16 protein-coding genes and 7 pseudogenes are annotated in these 23326 nt (G+C 39.8%); 14 read left to right on the forward strand and 9 right to left on the reverse strand.

Annotated features, from left to right (window positions below; translation table 11 throughout):
* Positions 1-93 precede the first annotated feature (93 nt).
* From ACPT8Q_RS09160 to ACPT8Q_RS09220, 13 genes and pseudogenes are all read left to right on the forward strand, one after another.
* Positions 94-1959: a phage tail tape measure protein gene (locus ACPT8Q_RS09160; protein ID WP_230304883.1), complete on the forward strand. Its 1866-nt coding sequence runs from the start codon at positions 94-96 to the stop codon at positions 1957-1959.
* A gap of 152 nt (positions 1960-2111) precedes the next feature.
* Positions 2112-3446, forward strand: a complete 1335-nt coding sequence (locus ACPT8Q_RS09165) for a DNA circularization protein (RefSeq protein WP_050948608.1) — start codon at positions 2112-2114, stop codon at positions 3444-3446.
* Positions 3436-4564 (forward strand): annotated as a pseudogene (locus tag ACPT8Q_RS09170) (phage baseplate assembly protein). The gene ACPT8Q_RS09165 and the pseudogene ACPT8Q_RS09170 overlap by 11 nt, the downstream one beginning before the upstream one ends.
* Positions 4565-4573: 9 nt before the next feature.
* Positions 4574-5209, forward strand: coding sequence for a phage baseplate assembly protein V (locus tag ACPT8Q_RS09175; RefSeq protein WP_061671254.1), 636 nt, complete (start codon positions 4574-4576; stop codon positions 5207-5209).
* Positions 5210-5278: 69 nt separating this feature from the next.
* Positions 5279-5629, forward strand: a complete 351-nt coding sequence (locus tag ACPT8Q_RS09180) for a phage GP46 family protein (protein ID WP_050948610.1) — start codon at positions 5279-5281, stop codon at positions 5627-5629.
* 14 nt (positions 5630-5643) lie between these two features.
* A pseudogene (locus ACPT8Q_RS09185) lies at positions 5644-6709 on the forward strand (baseplate J/gp47 family protein).
* Positions 6706-7302 carry a YmfQ family protein gene (locus ACPT8Q_RS09190; RefSeq protein WP_171970161.1) on the forward strand — a complete coding sequence of 199 codons (597 nt, stop codon included), beginning with the start codon at positions 6706-6708 and terminating at the stop codon, positions 7300-7302. Before ACPT8Q_RS09185 ends, ACPT8Q_RS09190 begins: the two are co-directional and overlap by 4 nt.
* Before the next feature lie 3 nt (positions 7303-7305).
* Positions 7306-9285 carry a pyocin knob domain-containing protein gene (locus ACPT8Q_RS09195; protein WP_050948611.1) on the forward strand — a complete coding sequence of 660 codons (1980 nt, stop codon included), beginning with the start codon at positions 7306-7308 and terminating at the stop codon, positions 9283-9285.
* Between the two features lie 32 nt (positions 9286-9317).
* Entirely contained in the window at positions 9318-9914 is a 597-nt protein-coding gene (locus tag ACPT8Q_RS09200; RefSeq protein WP_230304882.1) for a hypothetical protein, read from the forward strand.
* A pseudogene (locus ACPT8Q_RS09205) lies at positions 9907-10396 on the forward strand (enoyl-CoA hydratase). Before ACPT8Q_RS09200 ends, ACPT8Q_RS09205 begins: the two are co-directional and overlap by 8 nt.
* Positions 10397-10573: 177 nt before the next feature.
* On the forward strand, positions 10574-10693 hold the full coding sequence (locus ACPT8Q_RS09210; RefSeq protein ID WP_050948612.1) for a Com family DNA-binding transcriptional regulator: 120 nt from the start codon (positions 10574-10576) through the stop codon (positions 10691-10693).
* Positions 10694-10754: 61 nt separating this feature from the next.
* Entirely contained in the window at positions 10755-11600 is an 846-nt protein-coding gene (locus tag ACPT8Q_RS09215) for a hypothetical protein (protein ID WP_050948613.1), read from the forward strand.
* 57 nt (positions 11601-11657) lie between these two features.
* Complete coding sequence (locus ACPT8Q_RS09220) at positions 11658-11876, forward strand: hypothetical protein (protein ID WP_021034860.1); 219 nt, start codon at positions 11658-11660, stop codon at positions 11874-11876.
* 148 nt (positions 11877-12024) lie between these two features.
* On the opposite strand, the pseudogene ACPT8Q_RS09225 reads toward ACPT8Q_RS09220, so the two are convergent.
* The 6 genes and pseudogenes from ACPT8Q_RS09225 to ACPT8Q_RS09250 all read right to left on the reverse strand — a co-directional run.
* A pseudogene (locus ACPT8Q_RS09225) lies at positions 12025-12168 on the reverse strand (bile acid:sodium symporter family protein); the annotation flags it as partial.
* Between the two features lie 77 nt (positions 12169-12245).
* Positions 12246-13048, reverse strand: a pseudogene (locus ACPT8Q_RS09230) (ATP-binding cassette domain-containing protein).
* Positions 13048-14101, reverse strand: a pseudogene (locus ACPT8Q_RS09235) (oligopeptide/dipeptide ABC transporter ATP-binding protein). Before ACPT8Q_RS09235 ends, ACPT8Q_RS09230 begins: the two co-directional pseudogenes overlap by 1 nt.
* A gap of 3 nt (positions 14102-14104) precedes the next feature.
* Complete coding sequence (locus ACPT8Q_RS09240) at positions 14105-14992, reverse strand: ABC transporter permease subunit (RefSeq protein ID WP_050948614.1); 888 nt, start codon at positions 14990-14992, stop codon at positions 14105-14107.
* Positions 14982-15947 (reverse strand): ABC transporter permease, encoded by a 966-nt coding sequence (locus ACPT8Q_RS09245; RefSeq protein ID WP_050948615.1) that lies wholly within the window; start codon positions 15945-15947, stop codon positions 14982-14984. Before ACPT8Q_RS09245 ends, ACPT8Q_RS09240 begins: the two co-directional genes overlap by 11 nt.
* Positions 15947-17601, reverse strand: a pseudogene (locus tag ACPT8Q_RS09250) (ABC transporter substrate-binding protein). The gene ACPT8Q_RS09245 and the pseudogene ACPT8Q_RS09250 overlap by 1 nt, the downstream one beginning before the upstream one ends.
* A gap of 36 nt (positions 17602-17637) precedes the next feature.
* Here ACPT8Q_RS09250 and ACPT8Q_RS09255 point away from each other — a divergent pair.
* Positions 17638-19026: a YcjX family protein gene (locus ACPT8Q_RS09255; RefSeq protein ID WP_061671255.1), complete on the forward strand. Its 1389-nt coding sequence runs from the start codon at positions 17638-17640 to the stop codon at positions 19024-19026.
* Here the strand turns inward: ACPT8Q_RS09255 and ACPT8Q_RS09260 are convergent.
* From ACPT8Q_RS09260 to ACPT8Q_RS09270, 3 genes are read right to left on the reverse strand one after another with little or no spacing between them, the layout of a single operon-like run.
* Positions 19023-20243 (reverse strand): capsule biosynthesis protein, encoded by a 1221-nt coding sequence (locus ACPT8Q_RS09260; protein ID WP_050948617.1) that lies wholly within the window; start codon positions 20241-20243, stop codon positions 19023-19025. The genes ACPT8Q_RS09255 and ACPT8Q_RS09260 overlap by 4 nt on opposite strands.
* A 52-nt stretch (positions 20244-20295) precedes the next feature.
* Positions 20296-22299, reverse strand: a complete 2004-nt coding sequence (locus tag ACPT8Q_RS09265) for a capsular polysaccharide biosynthesis protein (RefSeq protein WP_230304887.1) — start codon at positions 22297-22299, stop codon at positions 20296-20298.
* A gap of 41 nt (positions 22300-22340) precedes the next feature.
* Positions 22341-23318 carry a CgeB family protein gene (locus ACPT8Q_RS09270; RefSeq protein WP_061671256.1) on the reverse strand — a complete coding sequence of 326 codons (978 nt, stop codon included), beginning with the start codon at positions 23316-23318 and terminating at the stop codon, positions 22341-22343.
* Positions 23319-23326 lie beyond the last annotated feature (8 nt).

Consider the following 23326-nt stretch of genomic DNA (forward strand, 5'->3'; position numbering starts at 1 on the left):
AACCGATTAAAACGTAGTGGCACAGCCACTAGTCGCGAATTAGCGCGTGCGGCTGAAGCGACGCTCTCAAAAATTGCTGGGCTTAATGCGGAAATGGGGAAAACCACGTGGGGGCAACGATTAGGCAATGTTGGGCGAAATATTGCGGGTGCAACGGTAGGTGTTGCTGCTGGTGCAGCGGTTGCTGTGCCAAAAATTAGAAAGGCGGCAGATTATGATCTTGAAGTGGCAAAAATTGCAAATACAGCTTATTCAGGTGCAAGTATAGAAGAAAAGACAAAAGGTAAAGAAAAAATCCATGGCGCAATTAAAGCGTCGCTAAATTATGGCGGCACAAAAGAAGATGCATTAGGGGCTGTTGGACGTTTAATTGGTGAAGGCAATGTTTCAGTTGAGGACGCATTAAAACTTTTGCCAACGATTCAAATGAACGCTACTGCAACTGGGGCAAGCACTGATGATATTGCCGCATTAGTCAATTCATTGCTGAATTTCGGCATTAAAGCTGATGATATTCAACAAGCACTTGATTATGCCAGTGCGTCGGGTAAAGCGGGCGGTTTTGAATTAAAAGATATGGCGCGTTATGCCCCTGAATTTCTTTCAGCCGCAGGCAATGCTGGCTTGGGGGGATTGGAAGACTTAAAACAGGTGTTTAAAGGTGCGCAACAAGTTTATAAGGTATCAGGTGGTACGGGGCAATCCTCAACTAACCTAGTCAATTTCTTTTCAAAACTGCGTTCTAGTGATACAGCAAAAAAATTTGAAAAATTAGAAGTTTATGATCCCAAAACTAAGAAAACCCATGGCATTGATTTTGAAAAATCCATGACCAACGAAATGAAAACAGGCAAAAATGCGATTGAAGCCTTTATGAGCATAATTGATCAGGTGCTTGCAAGCGATAGAACGTATCAAAAACTGCTAAAAAAACTTAATAACGCAAAAGACGATAAAGAAGCTCAGGCTATTGCAGAGCATATAGCGAAATATGTGGAAACCACAAAACTTGCTGAAGTGATGCCAGATATTCAAGCAGGCACGGCAATGTTTGCAATGCGTCGGGATAAAAATACGGCTCAAAATGTAGATGAGCAATATGCCATTGCTGAAAAAGGCGACTTCAACAAAGAAGATTTTGATTTTATGCGCCAACAAAATTCAGTTCGTTTTCAGATTGCTAAAAACAAACAGGAAATGAATTCAATTGAAAACTGGAATGGTGCAAATGATAGATTAGGAAATGCCGCAGACTGGTTAAGTGAAAATATAGAAGAATTTCCAAATTTAACCAAAGCCGTTGTTGGTGCGACTGACGCGTTACAAATTTTCAGTGCAGGACTTGCTGGGTTTTCTCTAGTTGATTTATTAACAGGTGGGAAAATGGGGGGCGGTGCTTTAGGTAAAGTGACCCAAGGTGCAGCAACAACATCCGCGATTGCGAATGGAGCTGGCAAATTACTCAATATCGGCGGAAAAGCCGCTACCGCAACAGGTGCGGCAATGGGTGTAGGTGGTTTAATGATTGCTGGAGAAGAACGTACAACGGAAGAAGCAAAGGCTGAAGAAAAAGCTGAGGCGAAAACTGCTCAAGAAAAACAGCTTGAAAACCAATTTTATCCCAATGCTTACGGTGGCAATAAACCGACCACAACCCATTACGCACCGCAAGGTTTCGGTTATAACAAAAATTCTGTATGGGGGACGGCTTCTCGCTCGGGCGAAGTGGCTGAAATTGCACGTAAAGATGAAGTTGCCGCTTTACGCCTTGAGCGAGGCACTCTCACTCAAGCCCAATATGATGAGCGCACGCGCCAAAGTGCGGTAAAAATTGCGGAAATTCGCAATCAGGGGAAAGGCTATTCAGGTTTATCTGTAGCAGCTAATGACACCGACTCCGCTTTAAGTCGCACACTGGGTGATTTATCTAGCTTGGCTAACTATCAAGCGGATTTTTAGCATTTTGGGCAAACCATTCGCGACGGATTAAAAACCGCCATTGAAAGCCAAAATTTTACAATTCAAAATCAAATTAAGATTGATATGGATGGGCGACCTGTTTATGAAGGGGTTGCTGAAAATATCTATCAATCAATGAAACGGGGGTAACTATGGGTTGGACAATGCCTGTACAACGTGCAAGTTTTCGCGGTGTGCGTTTTGATGTGCTTTCGGTGGATGATGATGTCTATCGCTCGACCATTGAGCATGCTTATCCTTTCGTCAATGGCGCAGACGTGGAAGATTTGGGATTAAATCCATTAACCGTGCGTATGCAAGCCGTATTTTATGGGACAGGCTATTATACGGACTTTAAGAAGTTTTTAAGCGTGTTACAAAAATCAGGGGCAGCAACATTAGTGCATCCGATTCGTGGGCGTTTGCAAAATATGATTTGCACTGGGGCGAGTTTTCACCACGAAGCAGAAATGATTGATTATGTGGCGTTAGATTTGACTTTTATTGAATCTACGCCAGCTAAACCGATTTTTGTCTTTAATTATTCCCTATTGGCAAAAATAGATGCCTTACTGACTGAATTAGAAAATTTTGTTGATGATGTGATGGCATTGTATGGCGAATTTATGGAGATTGTTGCCTTTGCCGCTAATACAAAATCACGTTTGTTGGGTGTTTATGGCGCATTATTTGGCTGTTTTGAGCAAGTGCGCGGGTTATTTGATTTTGACAAAACCAAGTATGGTGTGTCGCCTGTCGTGACACAAGATAACTTTAAAGCAAAATCTAGCCGTGCTGTGCGTGATTTGGTGACAATGATTGATTCTGGGTTGCGCCAAATTGCTTCGTGCAAGGACTTAACCCTGCGTGCAAAATTTGATGAGGTACTCCGCACAATACGTCAAATCAAGCATATTCCTGCTGATTTAGTGAGTGGTAAGAATATTAAATCTGCCAAAGAACAAGCGGCGTTGAAATCATTAACGACCTCTTTTAGTAAGGACGATACTGAATCTGTGCATTTAATGATGCAGTTAGCCTCTAGTGTTGCTTTGTTGCGTATTGCCACTGAATTGGTAGAGGACGATGATTTATTGCCACAGGATATTGATTACATCACGACTCAAGTGCGGTCACAAATTATGGATAATTTACAATTGTTACGCAAACAAGTGGACGATGAACATCGTGGGGAAAATATCACGGTATTAAGCACGCCTAATACGAGTTTTTATACTGCTGCGCACAATACGGCAGAACAATTACGCAATAAAGCGCATAAGTTTACTCAACTTGCCCTTGCGGCAATTAATCGTAAACCGCCTTTAATGGTGCGTGAGGTGCCATTTAGCGGTACTGTGCAACAAATTGCACATGCATTTTATCAGGATTACAAACGTGCAGATGAATTATTAAGATTGAATCCGCAGATCCGTTATCCGAATTTTATTGAGCGTGGGGAGTGGTTAAATAGCTATGTCAAATAATTACCCTTATGAAAATGATGTTACGGTGGAAGTGGACGATAAAGCCCACAATAGCTGGAAAAGTTATGATATTGATAGTGACTTTTTAATCCCTGCCGACGCCTTTAAATTTGATTTGGGCGTGCCTTCAAACAGCACGGTTTTACCTGATTTTTCGGGGGCTGAAGTGAAAGTGCGTATTAATGGCGAGCTGGTAATGACAGGTATCGTAGATACAACACAGCATACATACTATGAGTAAAACTAACCGCACTTATAGCCTCAATGGGCGCGACCGTGCGAGTATCCTTGTGGATTGCTCGGCACCCATTACCAATGTGAAAGGCTTGACTGTGTTGGATTCGGTAAAAAAAATTGTCGAACCCCTTGGTATTAAAAAAGTGGCGTTGCGTGCGGAAAATAACCCAACATTAGATAAAGTCGATATTGACGTGGGCGAAACAGCATGGAACGCGGCAATGCGTTGTGCGAACTCGGCAGGCTTGCACTTGTGGTTTGAACCCAATGGAGAGCTGATTGTGGGCGGTGCGGATTACAGCACGCCACCTGTGGCGACCTTGTGTTGCATGAAAGACGGCAAACGAAACAACTTTGAGCAGGCGGATTTAACGTTTGATGTATCAAATCGTTTTAGCGAAGTCACTTTTCTTGCACAAAGCCACGGCAAGCAAGGACAAGATAACAAAAACGATCTGAAATGGGTTTATCACGATCCTGAAATGACCACCTACAAGCCGAAAACCGTGGTGGTGTCTGATGTGGATAATTTGGAAGCCTTGCAAAAATGGGCGAAAAAATACATTGCGGACAGTGTGCTGGAAGGTTTTACCCTTACTATCGTTGTACCCGATCACAAAATGCAAGACGGCACATTATGGCAACCAGGGCAACGTGTACATGTAATTTGCGAAGAATATGATATTGATGCCATTTTCTTTTTAATGGGGCGTCGTTTTACGTTGAGCCGAAACGGTGGCACACAAACGGAACTACGCTTTAAACAAGATGGCATTTGGACACCAGACTCTTACAGCGCAAAAGCAGAAAAAGCTCGCAAGCGCAAAGGCAAGAAATTAATAGCTACTAACGGACATGGCAGCTGGGTGGATGCGAATTAAGGGGACAAAATGAGACGATTAAGCCAAGCCATTCAACAAAAGGCGCAAGGTGCGGTGGACGAAATCCGTCAAGCCTTTCGTGGTGTATTGCACTTGGTGAAAAGTGCGGACAATATTCAAAAAGTTCAGGCCTCAGGTCTTGCCGATGAAACCTTGCAAGATGTGGAGCTGATGCAGCAGTTTGGTTTTACCTCTGTGCCTCCCACAAATACGCAAGCGGTGATTTTACCCATTGGCGGACAAACCACCCACGGCATTGTGATTGCGACCGAGAGCGGTTCTTTCCGCGTAAAAAATCTGCAAGGTGGCGAAGTGGCCGTTTATGATGAAAGTGGCTCTAGCATTGTGTTAAAAAAGGGGCGGTTAATTGAGATTGATTGTGATGTGTTAAAGATTAACGCTGCAACAAAAGTGGATATATCAAGTCCATTGGTTGAAACCGATCAGGTCTTTACTGCCCAAGGGCAAATCAATGGTAATGGTGGTATGGCTGTGCAAGGTGGCAGTGATGCAATCTTTACTGGTGATGTACAACAACGTGGTGGTAGCTTTACGACTGACGGCGACGTGACAGCTGGTGCAATTTCATTAAGGAACCATAAACATACTGGCGATAGCGGAGGCAAAACCACTAAACCTGAATAATCTAACCTTAAAGGAGATGCTGAAACCCTGCATCTCCTTTCTTTTTACCTCTTATCTTATTCTGTCAATATGGACAGAGAGATCAGCCCGTTTACTGGGGACTATACAAGTAAACAAATCAGTACCCTTGCCAACGCAGCGTATATCAGATTGACCACACCATTAGGTTCTTGGTGGGCAGATGGGCGTGTAGGCTCTCTGCTCCATCTTATTCCGCGCGAAAAAGATTTGTCGCGCATAGGTTTAATTGCACAACAATATGCCGAAGAAGCCTTGCAACCCTTGATTGATGATGGACGTGCGGACGAAATTATTGTCAATCATACCCAGCCACATAACGGTGTATTGATGTTAGATATATCCATCCGAGATAACCGGGGCGAAACCTATCATTTTAAACACCCGGTAAAAGTCATTTAAAAAGGGTTTAAACCATGTTTATTGTGCCGAGTTTAGAAGATATTCGCCAAGCGATTTTGCGCGATGTGCAGTCATTAGAGCCGAGTGCTGATGTGAGCATAGATAGTGACTATTATGCACGTGCCAGTAGCCTTGCTGCCGTAGCGGAAGGTATTTACGCTCATCAAAAATGGATTATTAAACCATTCTTTCCCGATACTGCCGACACAGATTTTCTTGAAAAACATGCTGGCTTGCGTGGTATTCGCCGTCGTAATGCGACTTATGCCAGTGGCCGTGGCGCAACTGTAACCGGTACCCCCTGATACGGTGATTAAAGCTGGATTACAAATTAAAACAGACGATAACCGATTTTATGAAACCACCGAAAGTGTAGTGATTTCTGCAAGTGGTTCTGCCGTTGTTGCCGTGCGAAGTCTTGCGACAGGTGCCAGCCAAAATATTAAAACTGCGACAAAAGCAAACTTTATGGCGGCACCTTTAGGCGTGCAATCTGATGTGGTGCTAAATGATGTAATTGGTGCAACGGATGCGGAAAGCGATGCGTCTTTGCTTGAACGTTTGCTTGAGATTATTCGCCGACCACCTGCTGGGGGCAATCGTTATGACTATCGTACATGGGCATTATCGGTGGATGGCGTGGATGCTGCTTATGTTTACCCGTTGCGTCGTGGGCTTGGTACGGTAGATATTGCGATTACATCAAATAACGATGTGCCAAGCGATGAAACAATACGTCGCTGCCAAGAATATATTGATGATGTGCGCCCAGTAACCGCGCGAGAAAGCAAAGTGGTGAAACCTGATGTAACGAAAGTCAATTTTAATATTCAGGTGAAAATCAGCGGCGTGACCTTGCCCGAAATTAAGGCAGCGATTTCCACCGCACTTGCAGATTATTTTAATACGTTAATCCCAGGCGATGATTTGATTGTGTCGCAATGTGAAGCGGTAGTAAATAACTTGGTCGGTGTGGTTGATCGTAAGTTTACGGCACCTATCACTAATCTAAAAGCGGATGTGCGTACAAAAATTGAGTGGTTTCGGTTAGGTCAAATCACCGTTACGGAGATGGCATGATGCAAACTGACCACAAAAAGGTGTTAGCAAAACTTTATCCGCCTGTTTCATACGACGTAAATGGAGAGCGTTTTTTAGCACAGTGTGAGGTGGATGGTAATGCCTTTGACCGATTACAAAAAAGTGCGGTGGATTTATTGCAAATTATTGAACCTACTACCTCCAATACAATGTTGTCCGATTGGGAACGTTTATGCGGCATAAAAACAGATTATAGCAATAACTATCAAGCACGAGTAAAACGTGTCATTGCCAAGTTAAATGCGATTGGGGGATTATCTATTCCCTATTTTAAACGGATTGCGGAAAGTATTGGATATCGCATCGAAATTAAAGAGTTTTCTCCCCTTGCTAATGATTTGCCAACGACGGGAGATTTGGTTCAATTTCGCAACGAAGAGCGTGATAACTTGATTTTTATGTGGCGAGTATCGGTGCTTAATGGCGATGACAATATTGTGTATTTTCGCGCAGGTAGTTCCTTTGCGGGTAATCATTTAGTGGAATTTGGTGACCCAATTATTGAGGAGTTCTTCCGAGATTTAAAACCCGCACACACCTACTGTTATTTTGCTTATCAAACAGGATCTTAATATATGAAAAGTTTAATGCCTCAAATTGATTCAAATGATGGCCTTTTTCACAACGGTAATCCAGCAACAGGCGAACAAGGCACACGAGTAACCGATACGTGGCTTAATAATTTGCAAGACCGAGTACGCGATGTACAAGCGGAAGTGCATTATGTGTTGCAAAAAGCGGGGTTCAAGCCCGTAGAAAATAAGCAAACTCAGCTTTATGAGGCGATTGTTAAGATTATTGATGACAACCGAAAGACGGCAAGTTTAACTCAAAAAGGCGAAACCAAACTTTACACAGGCTACGATAGCCAAAGTGAAGATTTAGCATTGACGCCTAAAACCGGTTATCAGTTAAAACAGCTTATTGACTCCAACACACGCTCGCTTGGCAATGTTATCCCCAACAGCAAAAAATCCAGTGTAGTCAACAGTAACAGCAACGATACCGTGGCAACCTCTGCAGCAGTCAAGACAGCTTACGATAAAGCAGTCTCTGCCGAAGAAAACAACCTCTATCAGAAAATCTATGTTGGTAAAGATAATTTGCAATTAGATCTAACAGATCGCCAGCAACTCATTAATCTTTTTGGCTATAGCTACCGCATTAACGGGCATTTATCATTCACCGCACATAACAATGCGCAAAGTAATATCACCGGCTTACCGTTAACCACAAAAAGCCCGATTGCTGTCACATTTTATATTATTGGTGGTTATTCGTCTGTTTATTGTCATTATCCACTTTTAGGTCGCTCATTTTTTAGTCGCATCAATTTTAATAACACGGCACTTACATATAAATGGATTGAGTTGCTTACCAACACTGGGGAACAAACCATCAATAATCAACTGGTTTTAGCAACAAGAGGTTGGAGTAAAATCAAGTTTTCAATTGATAGCGGGGGGGTATGGCGTGTTGAAATGAATCCAAACAGCGAAACTGACCCACGTTTTAATTTTGTGTACAAAATGAAAGATAACACGTCACGTTATTGCTCTTTCCCAGTATTAAGAAAAAATGAAGTCGTTGCGTATCAAGACTGGGTTAATGCACAAATAGCCGACAATTTCACGCGTGGTAAACTGACCACACAAAATCTTAATGACATTAAAGCCTACGGTATTTACGCGCAAGAGGCGAATAGAGATGCTACACCTGAGCGAAATTATCCGACCAATTTTGCCGGGACGTTGATTGTCTATCCATCGGCTTATAACGTCATGCAGAAATACATCAATTTCCGCTCGGGCGAAACCTATCAACGGAATGTCAATATTGACTTGCGCACATGGAGCGAGTGGCGGCGGATTGATGGGCTTAATAGCGTATCTCGTTCAGGTGATAAGATGACTGGCTCATTAATGATTGAGGGCAGTGCACCAGGGGGATTTGCCAATGGACTTATGCTTAAAAATAAAGCTGGGGGTCAAAATACAGGCGTATTTGTTGATTTTTATCAAACCGATAACATCCCTCGCGCATCAATGTTAATGAGGGATGCTGGTAATAATTCAACCCAAATTGAATTTCTGAACACTCCGGAAGGAGCGGATTGGTATAGAGATAGCCGACAAGGAGTGCTTACAATTTCATCGACTGGGGGGTTGTGGAGTAAATCTTACGGCTGGCTGCATGATCACTTTGCCAAACAAGATGATATTCGCAATGTTTGGAACGAATTAAACAACACCTACCGAAAAAATAGATACCGACACCAGTATTATCCGCACCATTACAACAGTGCAGAAGTGTTTGATATACCAATGGCAGATAATGGTGTAATGCGAGTAATTATTATGAATGTAACTATTAATGGCTACGCTAAAGTCAATCTACCTGAAGCATTTAATGGGAGCTGTGTGGTGCAAGCAACCGATGTTGGTGGCGGTCAAAAGCGTGTTGGTGCAAATATCCAAAATGGGAATGTTGTTGAAATCCACAATAGTGGACAAACAGACTTTCAAATTTTAGCTATAGGCTGGTATGGATGGTAAAAAATATGATGTTATTTAATATAGAAACAAGCATGTTCGCACCTGATTGTCTAGTAACAGATAATCAAAATTGGATTGAAGTGAGCGATGAAGAAATTGATGGTATTTCTGCCAGTATAACCGGCGGTGGTGCGGTTTGGGCTGAAAATGGCAAAATCAAATGCTCGGGCAAGGCACCGAGTCGATTTCATGTTTTCAACATGGCGACTAAATCCTTTGAGCTATCGGAGGAAAAACAAACCGCACTTTTAGCCGAAACCCAAACTCGCCTTATCGCCAACATCGATGAGCACGCAGCAAAAATCTACAGTACATGGACACGCTTTGAGAGTGAGTATCGTGAGCGTCAAGCCGCAGCAGAAGCCTTTAAAGCGGCAAATTATGAAGGTGATTGCAGTCGATATATCTCAGATTTTGCGCAACGTGCCAGACTGGATAATAAGACCGCTGCAAACCTGATTTTGACACAGGCAGCAGGCTTGGAAAAGTTGCAAGTTGAGTTGGCTAACCAACGTATGCGCAAGTATGAAGTCAAAGCCCCTAATCTTACGCTTGAGCAACTGCAATCAATCCATGATGACATTATCAAACAAATGGATAACTTGATGGAGGCATATCAAAATGGCTAAGGTGTATTTGGCGATGTACAAACACAAACGCGACTGGCGCAAAGAGCCATTCAAAGCGATAGCCGACCGCATTACTCGATTTTTTACCAAAGGCAACTATTCTCACTGCGAGATTGCCATTGAGCGCATTGAGTTTGGCAATGGGCATCATTATGAGCATGCGACAGTGTATGACTGCTACTCATCATCGGTACAAGACGGTGGCGTGCGTTGCAAACAGATTGATGTGTCCGATAACACCAAATGGGATTTAATCCCACATCAACGATGTCACCGAGGCGCAAATCAAAGCCTGTTTTAACCGCACTTCTGGCAAAAAATATGACTGGTGGGGAGCATTAGGCATCGTGCTTGGAACCAAACAAAAACGCTCAAAGTATTTTTGTAGTGAGTGGTGCTTCAATGCGATTTTGGGCAGTGAAGAAGGCTGGCGGTTTAGTCCAAATCAACTGGCCGTAATGTTCAATAAAAGAAGAATTTAAAAGGGGGGGGGTTACCCTGCACAAAGTTTAATTCAGTAAAGAAAAGACGGCGATAACAACGGCACTAGGAATGCTCGTTGTTACCAGCTACGCAGAACGAACCTGCATATAGCCATATGCCGCCTACCTTGTGCAAGGCGGGCGGATTGTAACAAATCTTTTAACTAGGAGAAATATATGCAGTCAATTAAAGCAATCCGTTACACATTTTGTAACAAATTATTGGCGAAAGTGGGGATAGTTGGTTATTTAGAAATCAAATGCCCTCGTTGCAAAACCGTTAATACTACACGTTAATTTGATTTGAGTGTCAGAATGCCTTGAGCATCGGAACGCCATAGAATAGAAAGGAAAAACTATGGCAAATCAAAACACCTTTAAACAAGCTCCATTGCCGTTTATCGGACAAAAACGAATGTTTCTTAAACATTTTGAAACAGTTTTAAATAAGAATATTAAAGGTGATGGCGAAGGCTGGACGATTATTGATACATTCGACGGCTCGGGCTTATTAAGCCACGCAGCCAAAGTAATTAAAACCAAAGCACACGTAATTTACAATGATTTTGATGGATATGCGGAGCGATTGGCGCACATTGATGACATTAACAAGTTGCGTGCCGAGCTTTACTCTGTAGTTGGTAACGCTACGCAAAAAAATAAACGTATGACGAAGGATTGCAAAGCAGAATGCATCAGAATCATTCAAAACTTCAAAGGGTATAAAGATTTAAATTGCTTAGCGAGTTGGTTATTGTTCAGTGGGCAACAAGTAGCAACGCTTGATGACTTATTCCAACATGATTTCTGGCATTGTATTCGTCAGTCTGATTATCCAAAGGCAGACGGTTATTTGGACGGCGTAGAGATTGTACGTGAATCATTCCACACGTTACTACCGAAATTTGCTGATAATCCCAAAGCATTATTTGTGTTAGATCCTCCGTATCTATGCACACGCCAAGAGAGCTACAAGCAAGTAACTTACTTTGATTTAATCGACTTTCTACGTTTGATTAACATCACACGACCGCCTTATGTATTCTTTAGTTCTACTAAGAGCGAGTTTGTGCGGTTTATTGAATATATGGTCGAGGACAAAGTGGATAATTGGCAGACTTTTGACAACGCACAGCGCATTGTAGTCAATGCTTCGGCTAGTTATACAGGCAAGTATGAAGATAACATAGTTTATAAATTTTGAGTATGCTTTAGCCATTGAAAAGGCGTAAAATGATTGCGGAGTGCGGAGGAGGTAACTATGAATAAGCTCAAAATTGATAACGGCGATGAGTATATCGAAAAATTAGTAGCATTTGTATCTCAGTTTTACGCCGACAACCCAATATTTACCGAACTAAACTTAACAGATGAACAACAAAATCTTCTTATGGATAAGCTAATCATGCCAAAATTCAAAGATATTTATGATGTTTCTTATCAAGCATTAAGGCAAAGCTATTTTAAGTTGAATGGCTAATAACAGGATTTAAACGCCCTTTAAATAGTAATTAAAGGGCGTTTTTATTTGCTTTAAAGTTGTGATTCATTTTGCATAAATATTTTTTGGTTTATGCAAAATAAAAGCCTATTTTATGCAAAAAGATTCGCAAAATTATACAATTAGCTTATTTTTCATTTTTGATATTGGAGAAAATATTTGCCAAAATTGGACCCGATACATTGTGCCAGAAACTAAATAAAGCACTTGGTACCGTTGCAATTGGGTTGAAATGTGTGGCAGCCAGTGCGGCGCCTAAACCTGAGTTTTTGTTAAAAAGAATGAAAAGAGCGGTCAATTTAAAGACGTTTTTTGAGATGTCTATCCCTAACTTGTATTTATAGGTGGCTAGGAAGTGTTTATTTGCCAAGCATTTTCATCAAGCAATTGACCAAAATGACTTTCTACAAGAAGGCGAGTGATGTTATTTTGAGGATTAGTGAAGCTCTCTCTTGGTGTACCCGATTCGATAATTTCACCTTGATCCATCACCAAGACTTGATCAGCAATGTGTTTGATAATGCCTAAGTTTTGCCCTACATAAATATAGGAAAGCCCCAAATGTTCTTGTAAATCTAAAATTAAGTTAAGTAATTGAACACGTACAGAAGCATCTAATGCGCTAAGAACATCATCAATAATAATAATTTCAGGCTGAAGAATCAGTGCGCGAGCTAAGGCGATCCGCTGTTTTTGGCTCATTGAGAGATGTTTAATTTTAAGATTAGTATAATCGGGATAAAGTCCCACTAATGAAAGCGTTTCAAAGATCTTTTGATTGCGTGTTTCTTCATCCCAATCGGTAATTAATTTCAATGGTGCGTCTAAGGCTTGTCCTATATTTAAGCGAGGGTTAAATGCTGAATTCGCATCTTGGAAAACCATTCGGATATGCTGTGCTCGATTATGAAAATCTTCAAATTGTAACGGTAAATCATTGAATAATATTTTTCCTGAAGTTGGGGGGTAATCCCTGCGATCATTTTAACTAAGGTTGATTTACCCGAACCATTTTTACCAATGATCGCAAGCGTTTCTTTGCGATTAAGTGAAAAGCTTATCTCTTTTACTGCATAAAACTGCTCTGTGCCAAAAAATTTAGCCGGACCTTCAAAGGTTTTGCTAAGATTTTCCACTTGTAGTAAAGGCATTATTCACTTCCTTTTGATTCTGTATTGAGCGTAAGTGGTGACGTTGTCATTTTATCTTTAAACTGCCTTTCTCGGATATTTATTGGATGATGGCAGGAAAACTCGTGCTGTTTAATGCGATATCGGCTTGGCTTTTGAATACATTCACGTTGTGCGAAAGGACAGCGAGGCCCTAATCGACACCCCATCGGCATTTGTTCCAGAATGGGGACAATGCCTTCCAATGTTCCCAATCGGCTTTTAAAACTTAAGGGGCGACTAAAGTCGGGAACTGAGTAGAGTAATGCTTGTGTATAAGGATGATGAGGCATTTCTAATAATTGCTCGGTTGGGCCAGACTCTGTATTTTGACCACAATAAAGCACAGAAATGCTATCACACCATTCACTAATACTTTTCAGATCATTACTCGCTAATAAAATCGTTGTGCCTTGGTTTTGATTCATGCTTGAAAGTAAGCGGAAAATTTGTAATGCTGTAATTGACTCCAAAGAATTGGTGGGCTCATCCGCAATTAATAAGCGAGGCTGATTTGCAATCGCTACTGCGATCATGACTTTTTGACCTTCACCTTCTGTGAGATCGTCAGGATAATGCCATAATGTCCAGGTGATCTTTAATACCTACACGGTGTAGTAATTCAATTGCTCGACGTTTTTTCCAGCCGAACCATTGCCACCAATGACCTTTAAATGTCCAGTTCGGAATACTCTGAATAAGCTGTTTGCCGATTCTTCGGCTTGAATCTAGGTAGCTTAATGGATTTTGGAAAATCATTGAAATTTCTTTACCAACGATTTTTCGACGTTGATTCGGTGTTAGTTTAAGTAATTCAACATCATTAAAACGAAAACGGTCAGCCGTAACAATCCAGTTATCTTTAATGGAATTACTGATTATTTTAGCGATTAAACTTTTACCGGAACCGGATTCACCAACAAGTCCTAGAATTTCCCCTTCATTGACTGAAAGATTGACGCCGTCCACAATTTTTATACGGCCGTTTGGTGTTTGAATTTCAATATTAAGATTGCGAATATCTAACAGCGCCATGGGTTACTCGTAATATTTATTGATTGCTTTACACAATCCGTTAGTAAAAATAATGCTCAATAAAATGGTAAAAATAATAGCAAAACCGGGTAATAACACTGTCCATGGTGCAAGATAAATTAATTCTAATGAATCTTTAATCATTGCGCCCCATTCAGGCATTGGACGTTGTGCACCTAGAGAAATAAAGCTTAATGCTGCAATATCTAAAATAGCAACCACAAATGCACGGGCGATTTCTTGCGTATAGGCAACACTAATATTCGGCAAAATGGTGCTTTTTAATAGCTCCCAGTTTGAAATCCCATCTAATCTTAGTAAGAGAACATAGTCTTTCTTCAGCTCTTGTTGAATGGCTTGATAAATGGCATGTACAAAATACGGCAAAATAGCTAATAGAGTAGCAAATATGGCATTCATCAAGCTCGGTTCCATTAATGTTGAAATGATAATGGCAATCAACAAAATAGGAATGGATAAAAACGCATCAAAAATATGGCCTAAGACACGAAATTTAATCCCTTCTGACATGCCCGCAAGAATACCTAATGCACCACCAATAATCGCTACAGCAATGACGACTAAAAGAGATGAACCAAGGGTATAGTGCGTTCCCATGATGAGTCGACTGAATACATCACGACCGAGATCATCGGTTCCAAAGAAAAAGGCAATACGGCCTTTTTCGACCCAAGATGGCGGCATCAATTCTTCTCCCACAAATTCCATGCTTTCGTTATAAGGCATGATTAGCTTGGGAAAAAGTGCGATAAAAATAAGAAAAACAAATAAATATAAACTAAATAACGCTACACGATTTTGACGAAAAAGCAACCAAATCTGAAAAAAGGAGGTACTTTCACGAAATTCATCAGGTTCTCTATCTTGCATACCATCCCTTCTTATTAAATGGATCTAATATAAACATGAGTAATTTGGCTAAGGTATCAATAATGATTATACAAATACCAATTACCACTACACCGGCAGAAATGCTATTGTAATCTTGTTGGGTTACAGCATTTATGAGCCAAAGTCCAATACCAGGCCAGCCTAAGACTGTCTCTACTAGCATACATTGTGTTAACACTAAGGTAAATACACGAGTAAACTGTGGAATTAATAATGGAAATGTATTTCGAAAAACATAACGTCTTAAGATCATCCATTTTGACCATCCACGAGTTACTGCTGCTTTAGCATATTCTTGCTGAAGTAGATAATTTGCTCGTTGTTGAATAATACGGATAAATTCCATTGTTGGTAGAATGCAAAGCACCAATGTGGGCAAGGCTAAATGTTGTAAAACGTTCTGTACTATTTTTGTTCGGTAAGTCACATCTAAAAACCACATATCAATGATGGGAAAACCTGTTATTGGTTTGATTTCATAGAGTAAATTATATTGTCCAATTGCTGCAATTTCCCAATTTTGAATTGCTGCAACATAAAGCAAAATAGGGGCTAACCAGAAACTAGGAATCGATAAACCAACATTCGAGATACTTTGCAATGTTCGTGAAAAAGCACCTTGATTATAGACCGCACTTAATACACCCAAAGGAATACTTAAAAGACAAGCTAATAAGAGCGCAGTAAAGCAGAGTTCTAATGTGGGTGGTAAGACGGTGAAAATTAAATCTTTTAAGGATTTTCCGCCGTTATAAGTAATGCCCAAATCGCCTTGTAATAATGATGTTAAATAGTGATAGTAAGTACTATAAATATTATTGGTAATAAGAGCAGCATTAAGCGGATCACGCATTAAAATGACAAAGCTTAGCAAAGAGAGAATCAATAATAAGATAATCACCCAAACTATATGTCTAATTGCTGAAAGGAGCATTATTTTTTCTCCTTAGTTTTCATAAAATATAAAGTAGAAAAATTGATGCTACCAAATGGTGTCATTTCTATGCCTTTTACGTGCCACTTGCGACTAAAAGTCGTTGAACGTTTGCAATTGGCACAATAGGTAATTCATTTAAATGATTAGTCGACAGTGCACGATCCATCATCTTATCAAATTCAGGGTTACACCAATTTGATAAATTTGTGATTTCATTTTGAGTATCACAACTTAAAATCGGGCGCATAAAACCATCAGGATCAAGGTTTCCTGCAAGCCACCCCGTTAAAATCAAATCGTAATCTTCAGTGTGATTGCGTAATTGTTCGGTTAAAAATGTACGTGTGACTGACCGCACTTTAACATCCACTCCAACCTTTGCTAAATCCCATTTGATAAGTTCAGCCATTTTAATGGGGGCAGGATTATATACTTGCTCTTCGTTTATTACCCACATTTTCAATGCTAATTTCTTATCTCGTAAGATTTTTTCCGCTTTTGAAGGCTGATAATCATAAGTAAAATCAGGTGTGTTAATCGCCGAAGCCCAAGAAATATCAGGAATAATATTATTCGCTACAGTTGCCGTGTTATGATAAATGTTTCGTACAATTCTAAAACGGTTTAAGCTTTGCGAAATGGCTTGACGAATAGTTTTATCCTGCATTAACGATTTTTGAAAATTGAAAGCTAAATAAGCTAAATTCATCCCTTCTGTTGATTGTAAATAATAAGAGGCATTTTTTTCACTTAACAAACCAAGTTGGCTGATTTCTGGAGAAGAAGCAATCTGACATTCATTATTAAAGAATTTTATTAAACGACCACTGCGCTCAGCTGAAAGATCTACAATAATATTTTTAATTTTGGCTTCTTTTTTCCAATACTCCTCATTACGTATTAAGCGAACATATTGATTATAAACGTAGTCTTTTACTTGGTACGGCCCCGTGCCGACAGGATGAGTATCCAATTGGGAGAGGTTATCATCAGCACTTAATTGGTATGCATATTCTTGCGAGAAAATAATAGAGTATTGACTGGCAAGATGCGACAGAATTGAGGCATCAGGTTCAAACAGTTCAATTTTGACCTGATAAGGATTCGTTGCTGTGATACTTTTAATTTTTTGATTCAGCTTAATACTTTCAAAATAGGGAAAGTGAACCTTCTTGGCTTGCTCGTGAAAGATTCTATATTGTGGATTTTTATAGGTTACTACATCGTCTGAAAGTGTCGGTAGATAAGTATCATGCCCTAAAACACGATTAATCGAAAAGACCACATCTTCTGCATTAAACTCACGTGTTGGGGTAAACCAAGGCGTACGATGGAATTTCACCCCTTGACGAAGATTAATGAGAATTTGTTTGCCATCAGATGAAATTGAATAGGATTGTGCTAACACAGGAACAAGTGCTGCACTGTGGTCTTTCATATCAAACAATTTGTTATAAATTTGCTCCGTCACCACATTCATACTGGTACCTGCGTCTGCAGTTTGCGGGTTAAAGGAAAAACCCGATGCATTTGTGCAGTATGTTAAGCCATTTTCTGTCAGCATTTTAGGTATGCGCGGGGCAGCTTGTGCCAGATTAATTAGGCTCAACCCACACAATAAAAAACAAAAAGTGACATTTCGATGTAACATAGCTTTATTATTAAAGACCGTTTTTTGATAAATTGAGTGAATTGTAAAATAATCAATCGTGGATTTGACCGCACTTTGCGCTTGGCTGTAACCGGGTTAAGTCGAAGCGGTAAAACGGCTTTTATTACGAGTTTGATTAATCAACTGTTACATATTAATCAAGAGGAAAATGCTCATCTTCCTTTATTTGAGGCTGCCCGAAATCAGTCTATTTTGGCGGTAAAACGAGTGCCTCAACAGGATTTAAGTATTCCACGTTTTGATTATGAAGCGAATCTCAATGATTTAGTGAATAATCCACCACAATGGTGCCAATCTACTCGAGGGGTGAGTGAAACACGTCTTGCTATTCGTTTTGAACGTCAATCGGGCTTACTTCGTCATTTTAAAGAACGTGGCACATTATACTTGGATATTTTCGATTATCCTGGTGAATGGCTATTGGATTTACCTTTGCTGAATCTAGATTTTCAACAATGGTCACTTGAACAAGCTAAAATTACATCGGGTATTCGCCAACAGTTTGCCCAAGAGTGGTTGGATAAACTGAAAAAGCTCGACTTAAGTGCGGTCGTCAATGAAGATGTTTTAGCGCAGATTGCAAAATCTTATACCGACTATTTACTTGCTTGCAAAGCAGAAGGAATGCAATTTATTCAACCAGGCCGATTTGTCTTGCCTGGGGAATTAGAAGTCGCACCTGTTTTGCAATTTTTCCCGTTATTGCATTTGTCGGAAGAACAATGGCAAAAACTGAAAAGAGAGGCGAAATCCAATAGCTATTTTGCCGTGTTAAATAAACGATATGATTATTATCGTAATAAGGTGGTGAAAGGCTTTTATGAAAATTATTTTTCTACTTTTGATCGCCAAGTAATTTTAGCGGATTGCTTAACGCCACTAAATCATAGTCAACAAGCCTTTATTAATATGCAAACGGGGCTTAATCAGCTTTTCAAAAATTTCCGTTATGGGAAACGCAATTTACTTAATCGCTTGTTTTCCCCGAATATTGATAAGCTCATGTTTGTGGCAACAAAAGCCGATCATATCACGACAGATCAAATTCAAAACTTAATTAGTCTGATGCGCCAATTGGTGCAAGAAGGCGGTCGTCATGTAGAATTTGAAGGGATTGATACAGAATATACGGCAATTGCTGCGATTCGAGCGACAAAACAAGTTTTAGTTAATCAAAACGGTAAACAAATCAAAGCTATTCAAGGTGTGCGTTCTTTAGATAAACAACTGATTACACTTTATCCAGGATCTGTTCCAAGTAAACTACCTAATGCTGAGTTCTGGTCAAAACAATCTTTTGACTTTGATTCCTTTGAACCTCAAGTTTTACAACAAGGTGAAAGCATCCCGCATTTAAGAATGGATGCAGTTTTACAGTTTTTATTGGCGGATAGGTTTGATTAATTTTTATCCGGATGTAAGGGAAGGATCACTCGATTATAAAAACTACCATTAATCATGGTTTTATTCAGATGATATTTGCGGTAAGCCTCAAATACAGGCATATCAGGCTTGGTTGGATTTTGCCAAAATGAAGCCAAATCCCCTTGGTGTGTAAGACCTTCAAAATGATAATTAGCACGCCCAAGCGTAATAACGGGCATTCCATGTAATAAGGCTGAAATACCACTCGTACTGTTTAATGTTACCATGCCTTTTCCATGGCGAAGTAGAACAGGCAATGACACATCGTACACATAGAATAGTCGCCCTTTTAATTGAGGATAGCGGCTTTCAAACTCTAGAATAACAGACTCATAATGAATAAAACCTCTATCCATTGGGTGGTGCTTAATGATCAAGTTTAAATGATTAGGCGCAGATGTAGCAAAAGACTGTAGTACTTCAGCTAAGAATTCACCGACGCTATTGAAGTCGCAATGTACTTTTACTTGGCTGTCATCGTAAACTTGCAGTGGTACAATAAAAAAATAACCGAGTTCTCCTTTTGTTACTTTTTTTGCAAACGAGCGATCACGCAAGTAATAACAAGTCCGCTTAATGCCTGATGTAACCCAGAGTTTTATATAGTATTTCAGATTCAGAATACGGTGGTGCTGGTATTTCGGGTAATTATCTCGCCCCAAATAAGCTTTAATATAATAAGCGATTGCCACTTTTGCCATCGATAAAAAACCTTTGGCTAATTTAAGTGGTACAGCTGGCTCAGGTAAATTTTCGGCTTGCTCAAGATAGAAATCTGCTTGACGAGGAAGAGGAGAGAACGCATTTACCCCTTGTTTTTCGAGTGTGACGTAATCAGGACGGAAATAGCCTTCTTCAAACACCCAAAATGGAATTTTTTCATCTTGTAATATTTTTTTTGCAATTTTGTGGTATTTACGGTTGTCACCAAAGCAAACCATCGCATCAATATTGTGTTGTTTGCAAAATAGTTGCAAGTAAGGGTAGAACTCACTCACTGAGCCACGATAAGCAATCGTGTTTTCAATCGATGACGGATAAAAATGCTCATCGCCACCGTTAAAATTGATTTTATAAACGGTTTTTCCTTGTCCCACTAACCAAGCTGAAAGATCGGTAAAAAAGTGGCCGATTGGTCCTTGCAAAAGTAAAATCCGTTTCGAACTTTGGACTAATTCATCTAAATAGTGGTTCATACGAAAATGATTATTGATTATATGATTAAGACATATTGCCATAACTGCATTGTTAAGTACGCAATGTGCGCACTAAATGCTGTAATTTGCCATATTGTTTTGCCAACCAATGGCGATGAATGCCACTGTGATTAAGCGCTAAACGCTGTGCTTTTAAAATTTCAATCGCTGTTTGAGCATTGGTTAGCTCACCCGTATTCGGATTAACATATTGTGGATAATAGACCAATGTGCCAGCAATAAGTTCTAACAATGAAAGTTTTCGATTGCGGCGGTTAAAAGAGCAGTGATCAACGGTCAATCCCCAGTGGCTATAAAATGGCAAACCATAACAATGCACCGTTTTGTTTCTTAGCAAGGCTTCAAAACCTGCAAGAGATGTCATGGTGTGTAGTTCATCCACGGCATTGATGCAGTCAAGCACGTTTTCTGTTTTTGCAATTTGATCCGCTAATTTGACCGCTTGCGATTCTGCAATATGACCAATGCGATTACCACTTACAACATCCGGGTGTGCCTTATAAACGATATAAGCTTGAGGATTTGCGGCGCGTACTGTTTTTAATAAATCTAAATTAGTGCGAATATTCGGTGAGGCAGTTCGAATAGAGGCATCGTCTTCGACCTGTCCTACCACTAAAATTTTCTTTTTGACTGTATTCGGTAAAGAAAATGTTCCTTCACCGACATTATATTTACCGATATGTTGCGATACCAACACATGTTGTAGCTGACTGGCTTCGATTAAATCTGCTTCGGTAAATTGTTGATGCTGCAAAATCTCTTCTAAGCGAGAAGGACTTTCTGCATTGAAATAGATACCTAAATCGTCACACACTAAAGAAAGTGGTGCAACCAAGTTTGAGCCAAGCCCAACTGAACGAATAAACCCATCTTCCATTCTGAGCACGTTAATATTATGCGCTTTAGCATAATTTAGCGCGGCTTCTTTACCCGTTCCCCATAGTAACAAGCGGTCATTTTTTGTGAATGTTTTACCATTGAGTTTGCTCACATCTTTAACAAAATGTAGCTTGCAGCTTGGTAAACGGAAAAACGGTTTAATAACCGCACGTTTCCACAAGGATATTCCAACGCAATAGAGATTGCCTTGTAAGCGCAAGTTAAGTGCTTTGGTGTGAATGATGTGGTTAATGACATCAAAAATCGTTCCCGATTTGCCGGTATTCGGATTCAAATAACGAGTATATTGAAAATACGCCGCATAAAACAGTTGTAAAATTGACCGCACTTTACGGCGCTCACTTTGTGCTAGCGCTTTAGCATTAGGATGACGATCATCCGTTACGCCCCAGCCAGCAAACCATGGTACGCCAAAAGTCACCACTGGTTTACCCACTAATAATGCTTCAAACCCCATTTGAGAGGTAACACAATAAACTTTCTCTACGGCTTTAATTAGCGAAATCGGATTGACGGGATCACCAAAAAAATGCACGTCGCTTGGATTATTTTCATTTGGCGAAAAATAACCCTGCTTTTTACCACTTAATACATCAGGATGGGTTTTCACTAAAATTTTGGCATTGGGATTTTCTGTAATGGCAGCTTGTAACATTTGTGCAAAATGCTCAGTATCGGCTTGACCATATTTAACCGCTATATCGCCAAAGGTTTGGTCGATAACAAGCACTAATGGCTCGTCACCTTCTTTCTCATAATCCACTAATGTTTGGTTATATTTTGAAAGTTGATACGTCACAATTTGTGTCCGAGCCTTTTCCGCTAAAACCTCATCACATTCACCTGCCTGAATAAGCTGTTCCAATGTTGAGGGACGAGTCGTGTCGTAATAAATACCTAATTTATCCACGACCATAGAAAGTGGTGGATAACCATCAACCCCTAGACCAAGAGAACGTAAAAAACCGTCTTCTAAGAGCAAATAAGGCTGATGAAAAATGGTTGCAAGGAACTTAGCTCTCTTTCCACTTTTTTTATGTCCCCAGCCAATTCGAATGGCATTTTTTGTTTTTCGGTCGAAGCTAATTTTGCCTTGTAGTAATGTGGAAAAACGATGTCGATTTTTCCACAGACCGAAATCTAAGAGCGTAATAACATATTGATACACAATAATTAGTCTAATCCTATAACATCAGCAATTTGTTTTAACCGATGAGCCCAAGTATGATGATTAGCTACATAATCCGCACCGGCTTTTGCTCGTTCTAAATCTAGTGGGTTTGGGCCATATTTTAGTCGATTAAATAGTTCTAACATTTCTTCTTCAGAGTGAACAGTGTAGCAATAATCTTTAAATAAACGTTCTACGGCTAGTGATGGATTGGTTACTGAAATACCCCCGCAAGCAAGAATTTCTATCAATCTACGAGAAAACATTGTCGGTGAATCTGTAACAGTGTTGACATTTAAAGAAACTAAGTAATCCTTATAGATTTTTGCCGTATCAGGATATTTCAAAGCTGGATGAATATTAATTCCCTCTAAATTCGGATAACGATAATTTTGCGATTTTCTATCTGAATTTCGATCAAAAACAGCTAATCCCAATCCACTTATTAGCGCAGTTGAAAATAAGCTATTTTGCCATTGTCGTCTAACATCATGAATATGGTGGCTGTAACTACCTACAAAGTTTGCTTTATGATATTTAAAATTAAAACCAGTAAAAGAATGAAACTTTGGTTGCACTGCAAACATTAATGTATGGACAGAAGCATTTTCCCCCATCACTGCTTTATATTTAGGAATGCAATTTTCATCAACAGTAAACACATGATCAAAGTGCTTCGCAGAATCAATAAAGCGATCAAAATGAACAGCATCCTCTTTATTCCAAAAGACTGTTGGAATATCTTTTTCTTTTGCATTTTCAACTAATCGAACTAATTTTTCATTAGTTCGATTAGGATAATCTGGATAAGAAGCTATTTTGTATTTCCAACAGTTTCGGTAGCCTTGCCAAGCTGATTCAACGAGTAATATTGGATTATTAATTTTATTAAATAAAAACCATGATTCTCTTACCTTAGTGTCATTCTCTAAATTTAACGAATGGCTTGTAAGAGAATCACTGATTAAGTAAATTTTCATTTTTTAAT

It is taken from the genome of Haemophilus sp. HN_Hi10 (assembly GCF_049821985.1).
Lineage (GTDB): Bacteria > Pseudomonadota > Gammaproteobacteria > Enterobacterales > Pasteurellaceae > Haemophilus > Haemophilus influenzae_D.

What these genes read in the sequence shown, in the direction of transcription:
- ACPT8Q_RS09195 (WP_050948611.1), top strand. Translation starts at nt 7,306, where the DNA reads ATGAAAAGTTTAATGCCTCAAATTGATTCAAATGATGGCCTTTTTCAC.
- ACPT8Q_RS09245 (WP_050948615.1), bottom strand. Translation starts at nt 15,947, where the DNA reads ATGCTCCTTTCAGCAATTAGACATATAGTTTGGGTGATTATCTTATTA.
- ACPT8Q_RS09215 (WP_050948613.1), top strand. Translation starts at nt 10,755, where the DNA reads ATGGCAAATCAAAACACCTTTAAACAAGCTCCATTGCCGTTTATCGGA.
- ACPT8Q_RS09160 (WP_230304883.1), top strand. Translation starts at nt 94, where the DNA reads ATGGGGAAAACCACGTGGGGGCAACGATTAGGCAATGTTGGGCGAAAT.
- ACPT8Q_RS09175 (WP_061671254.1), top strand. Translation starts at nt 4,574, where the DNA reads ATGAGACGATTAAGCCAAGCCATTCAACAAAAGGCGCAAGGTGCGGTG.
- ACPT8Q_RS09260 (WP_050948617.1), bottom strand. Translation starts at nt 20,243, where the DNA reads ATGAACCACTATTTAGATGAATTAGTCCAAAGTTCGAAACGGATTTTA.
- ACPT8Q_RS09200 (WP_230304882.1), top strand. Translation starts at nt 9,318, where the DNA reads ATGTTCGCACCTGATTGTCTAGTAACAGATAATCAAAATTGGATTGAA.
- ACPT8Q_RS09165 (WP_050948608.1), top strand. Translation starts at nt 2,112, where the DNA reads ATGGGTTGGACAATGCCTGTACAACGTGCAAGTTTTCGCGGTGTGCGT.
- ACPT8Q_RS09220 (WP_021034860.1), top strand. Translation starts at nt 11,658, where the DNA reads ATGAATAAGCTCAAAATTGATAACGGCGATGAGTATATCGAAAAATTA.
- ACPT8Q_RS09180 (WP_050948610.1), top strand. Translation starts at nt 5,279, where the DNA reads ATGGACAGAGAGATCAGCCCGTTTACTGGGGACTATACAAGTAAACAA.
- ACPT8Q_RS09240 (WP_050948614.1), bottom strand. Translation starts at nt 14,992, where the DNA reads ATGCAAGATAGAGAACCTGATGAATTTCGTGAAAGTACCTCCTTTTTT.
- ACPT8Q_RS09210 (WP_050948612.1), top strand. Translation starts at nt 10,574, where the DNA reads ATGCAGTCAATTAAAGCAATCCGTTACACATTTTGTAACAAATTATTG.
- ACPT8Q_RS09270 (WP_061671256.1), bottom strand. Translation starts at nt 23,318, where the DNA reads ATGAAAATTTACTTAATCAGTGATTCTCTTACAAGCCATTCGTTAAAT.
- ACPT8Q_RS09190 (WP_171970161.1), top strand. Translation starts at nt 6,706, where the DNA reads ATGATGCAAACTGACCACAAAAAGGTGTTAGCAAAACTTTATCCGCCT.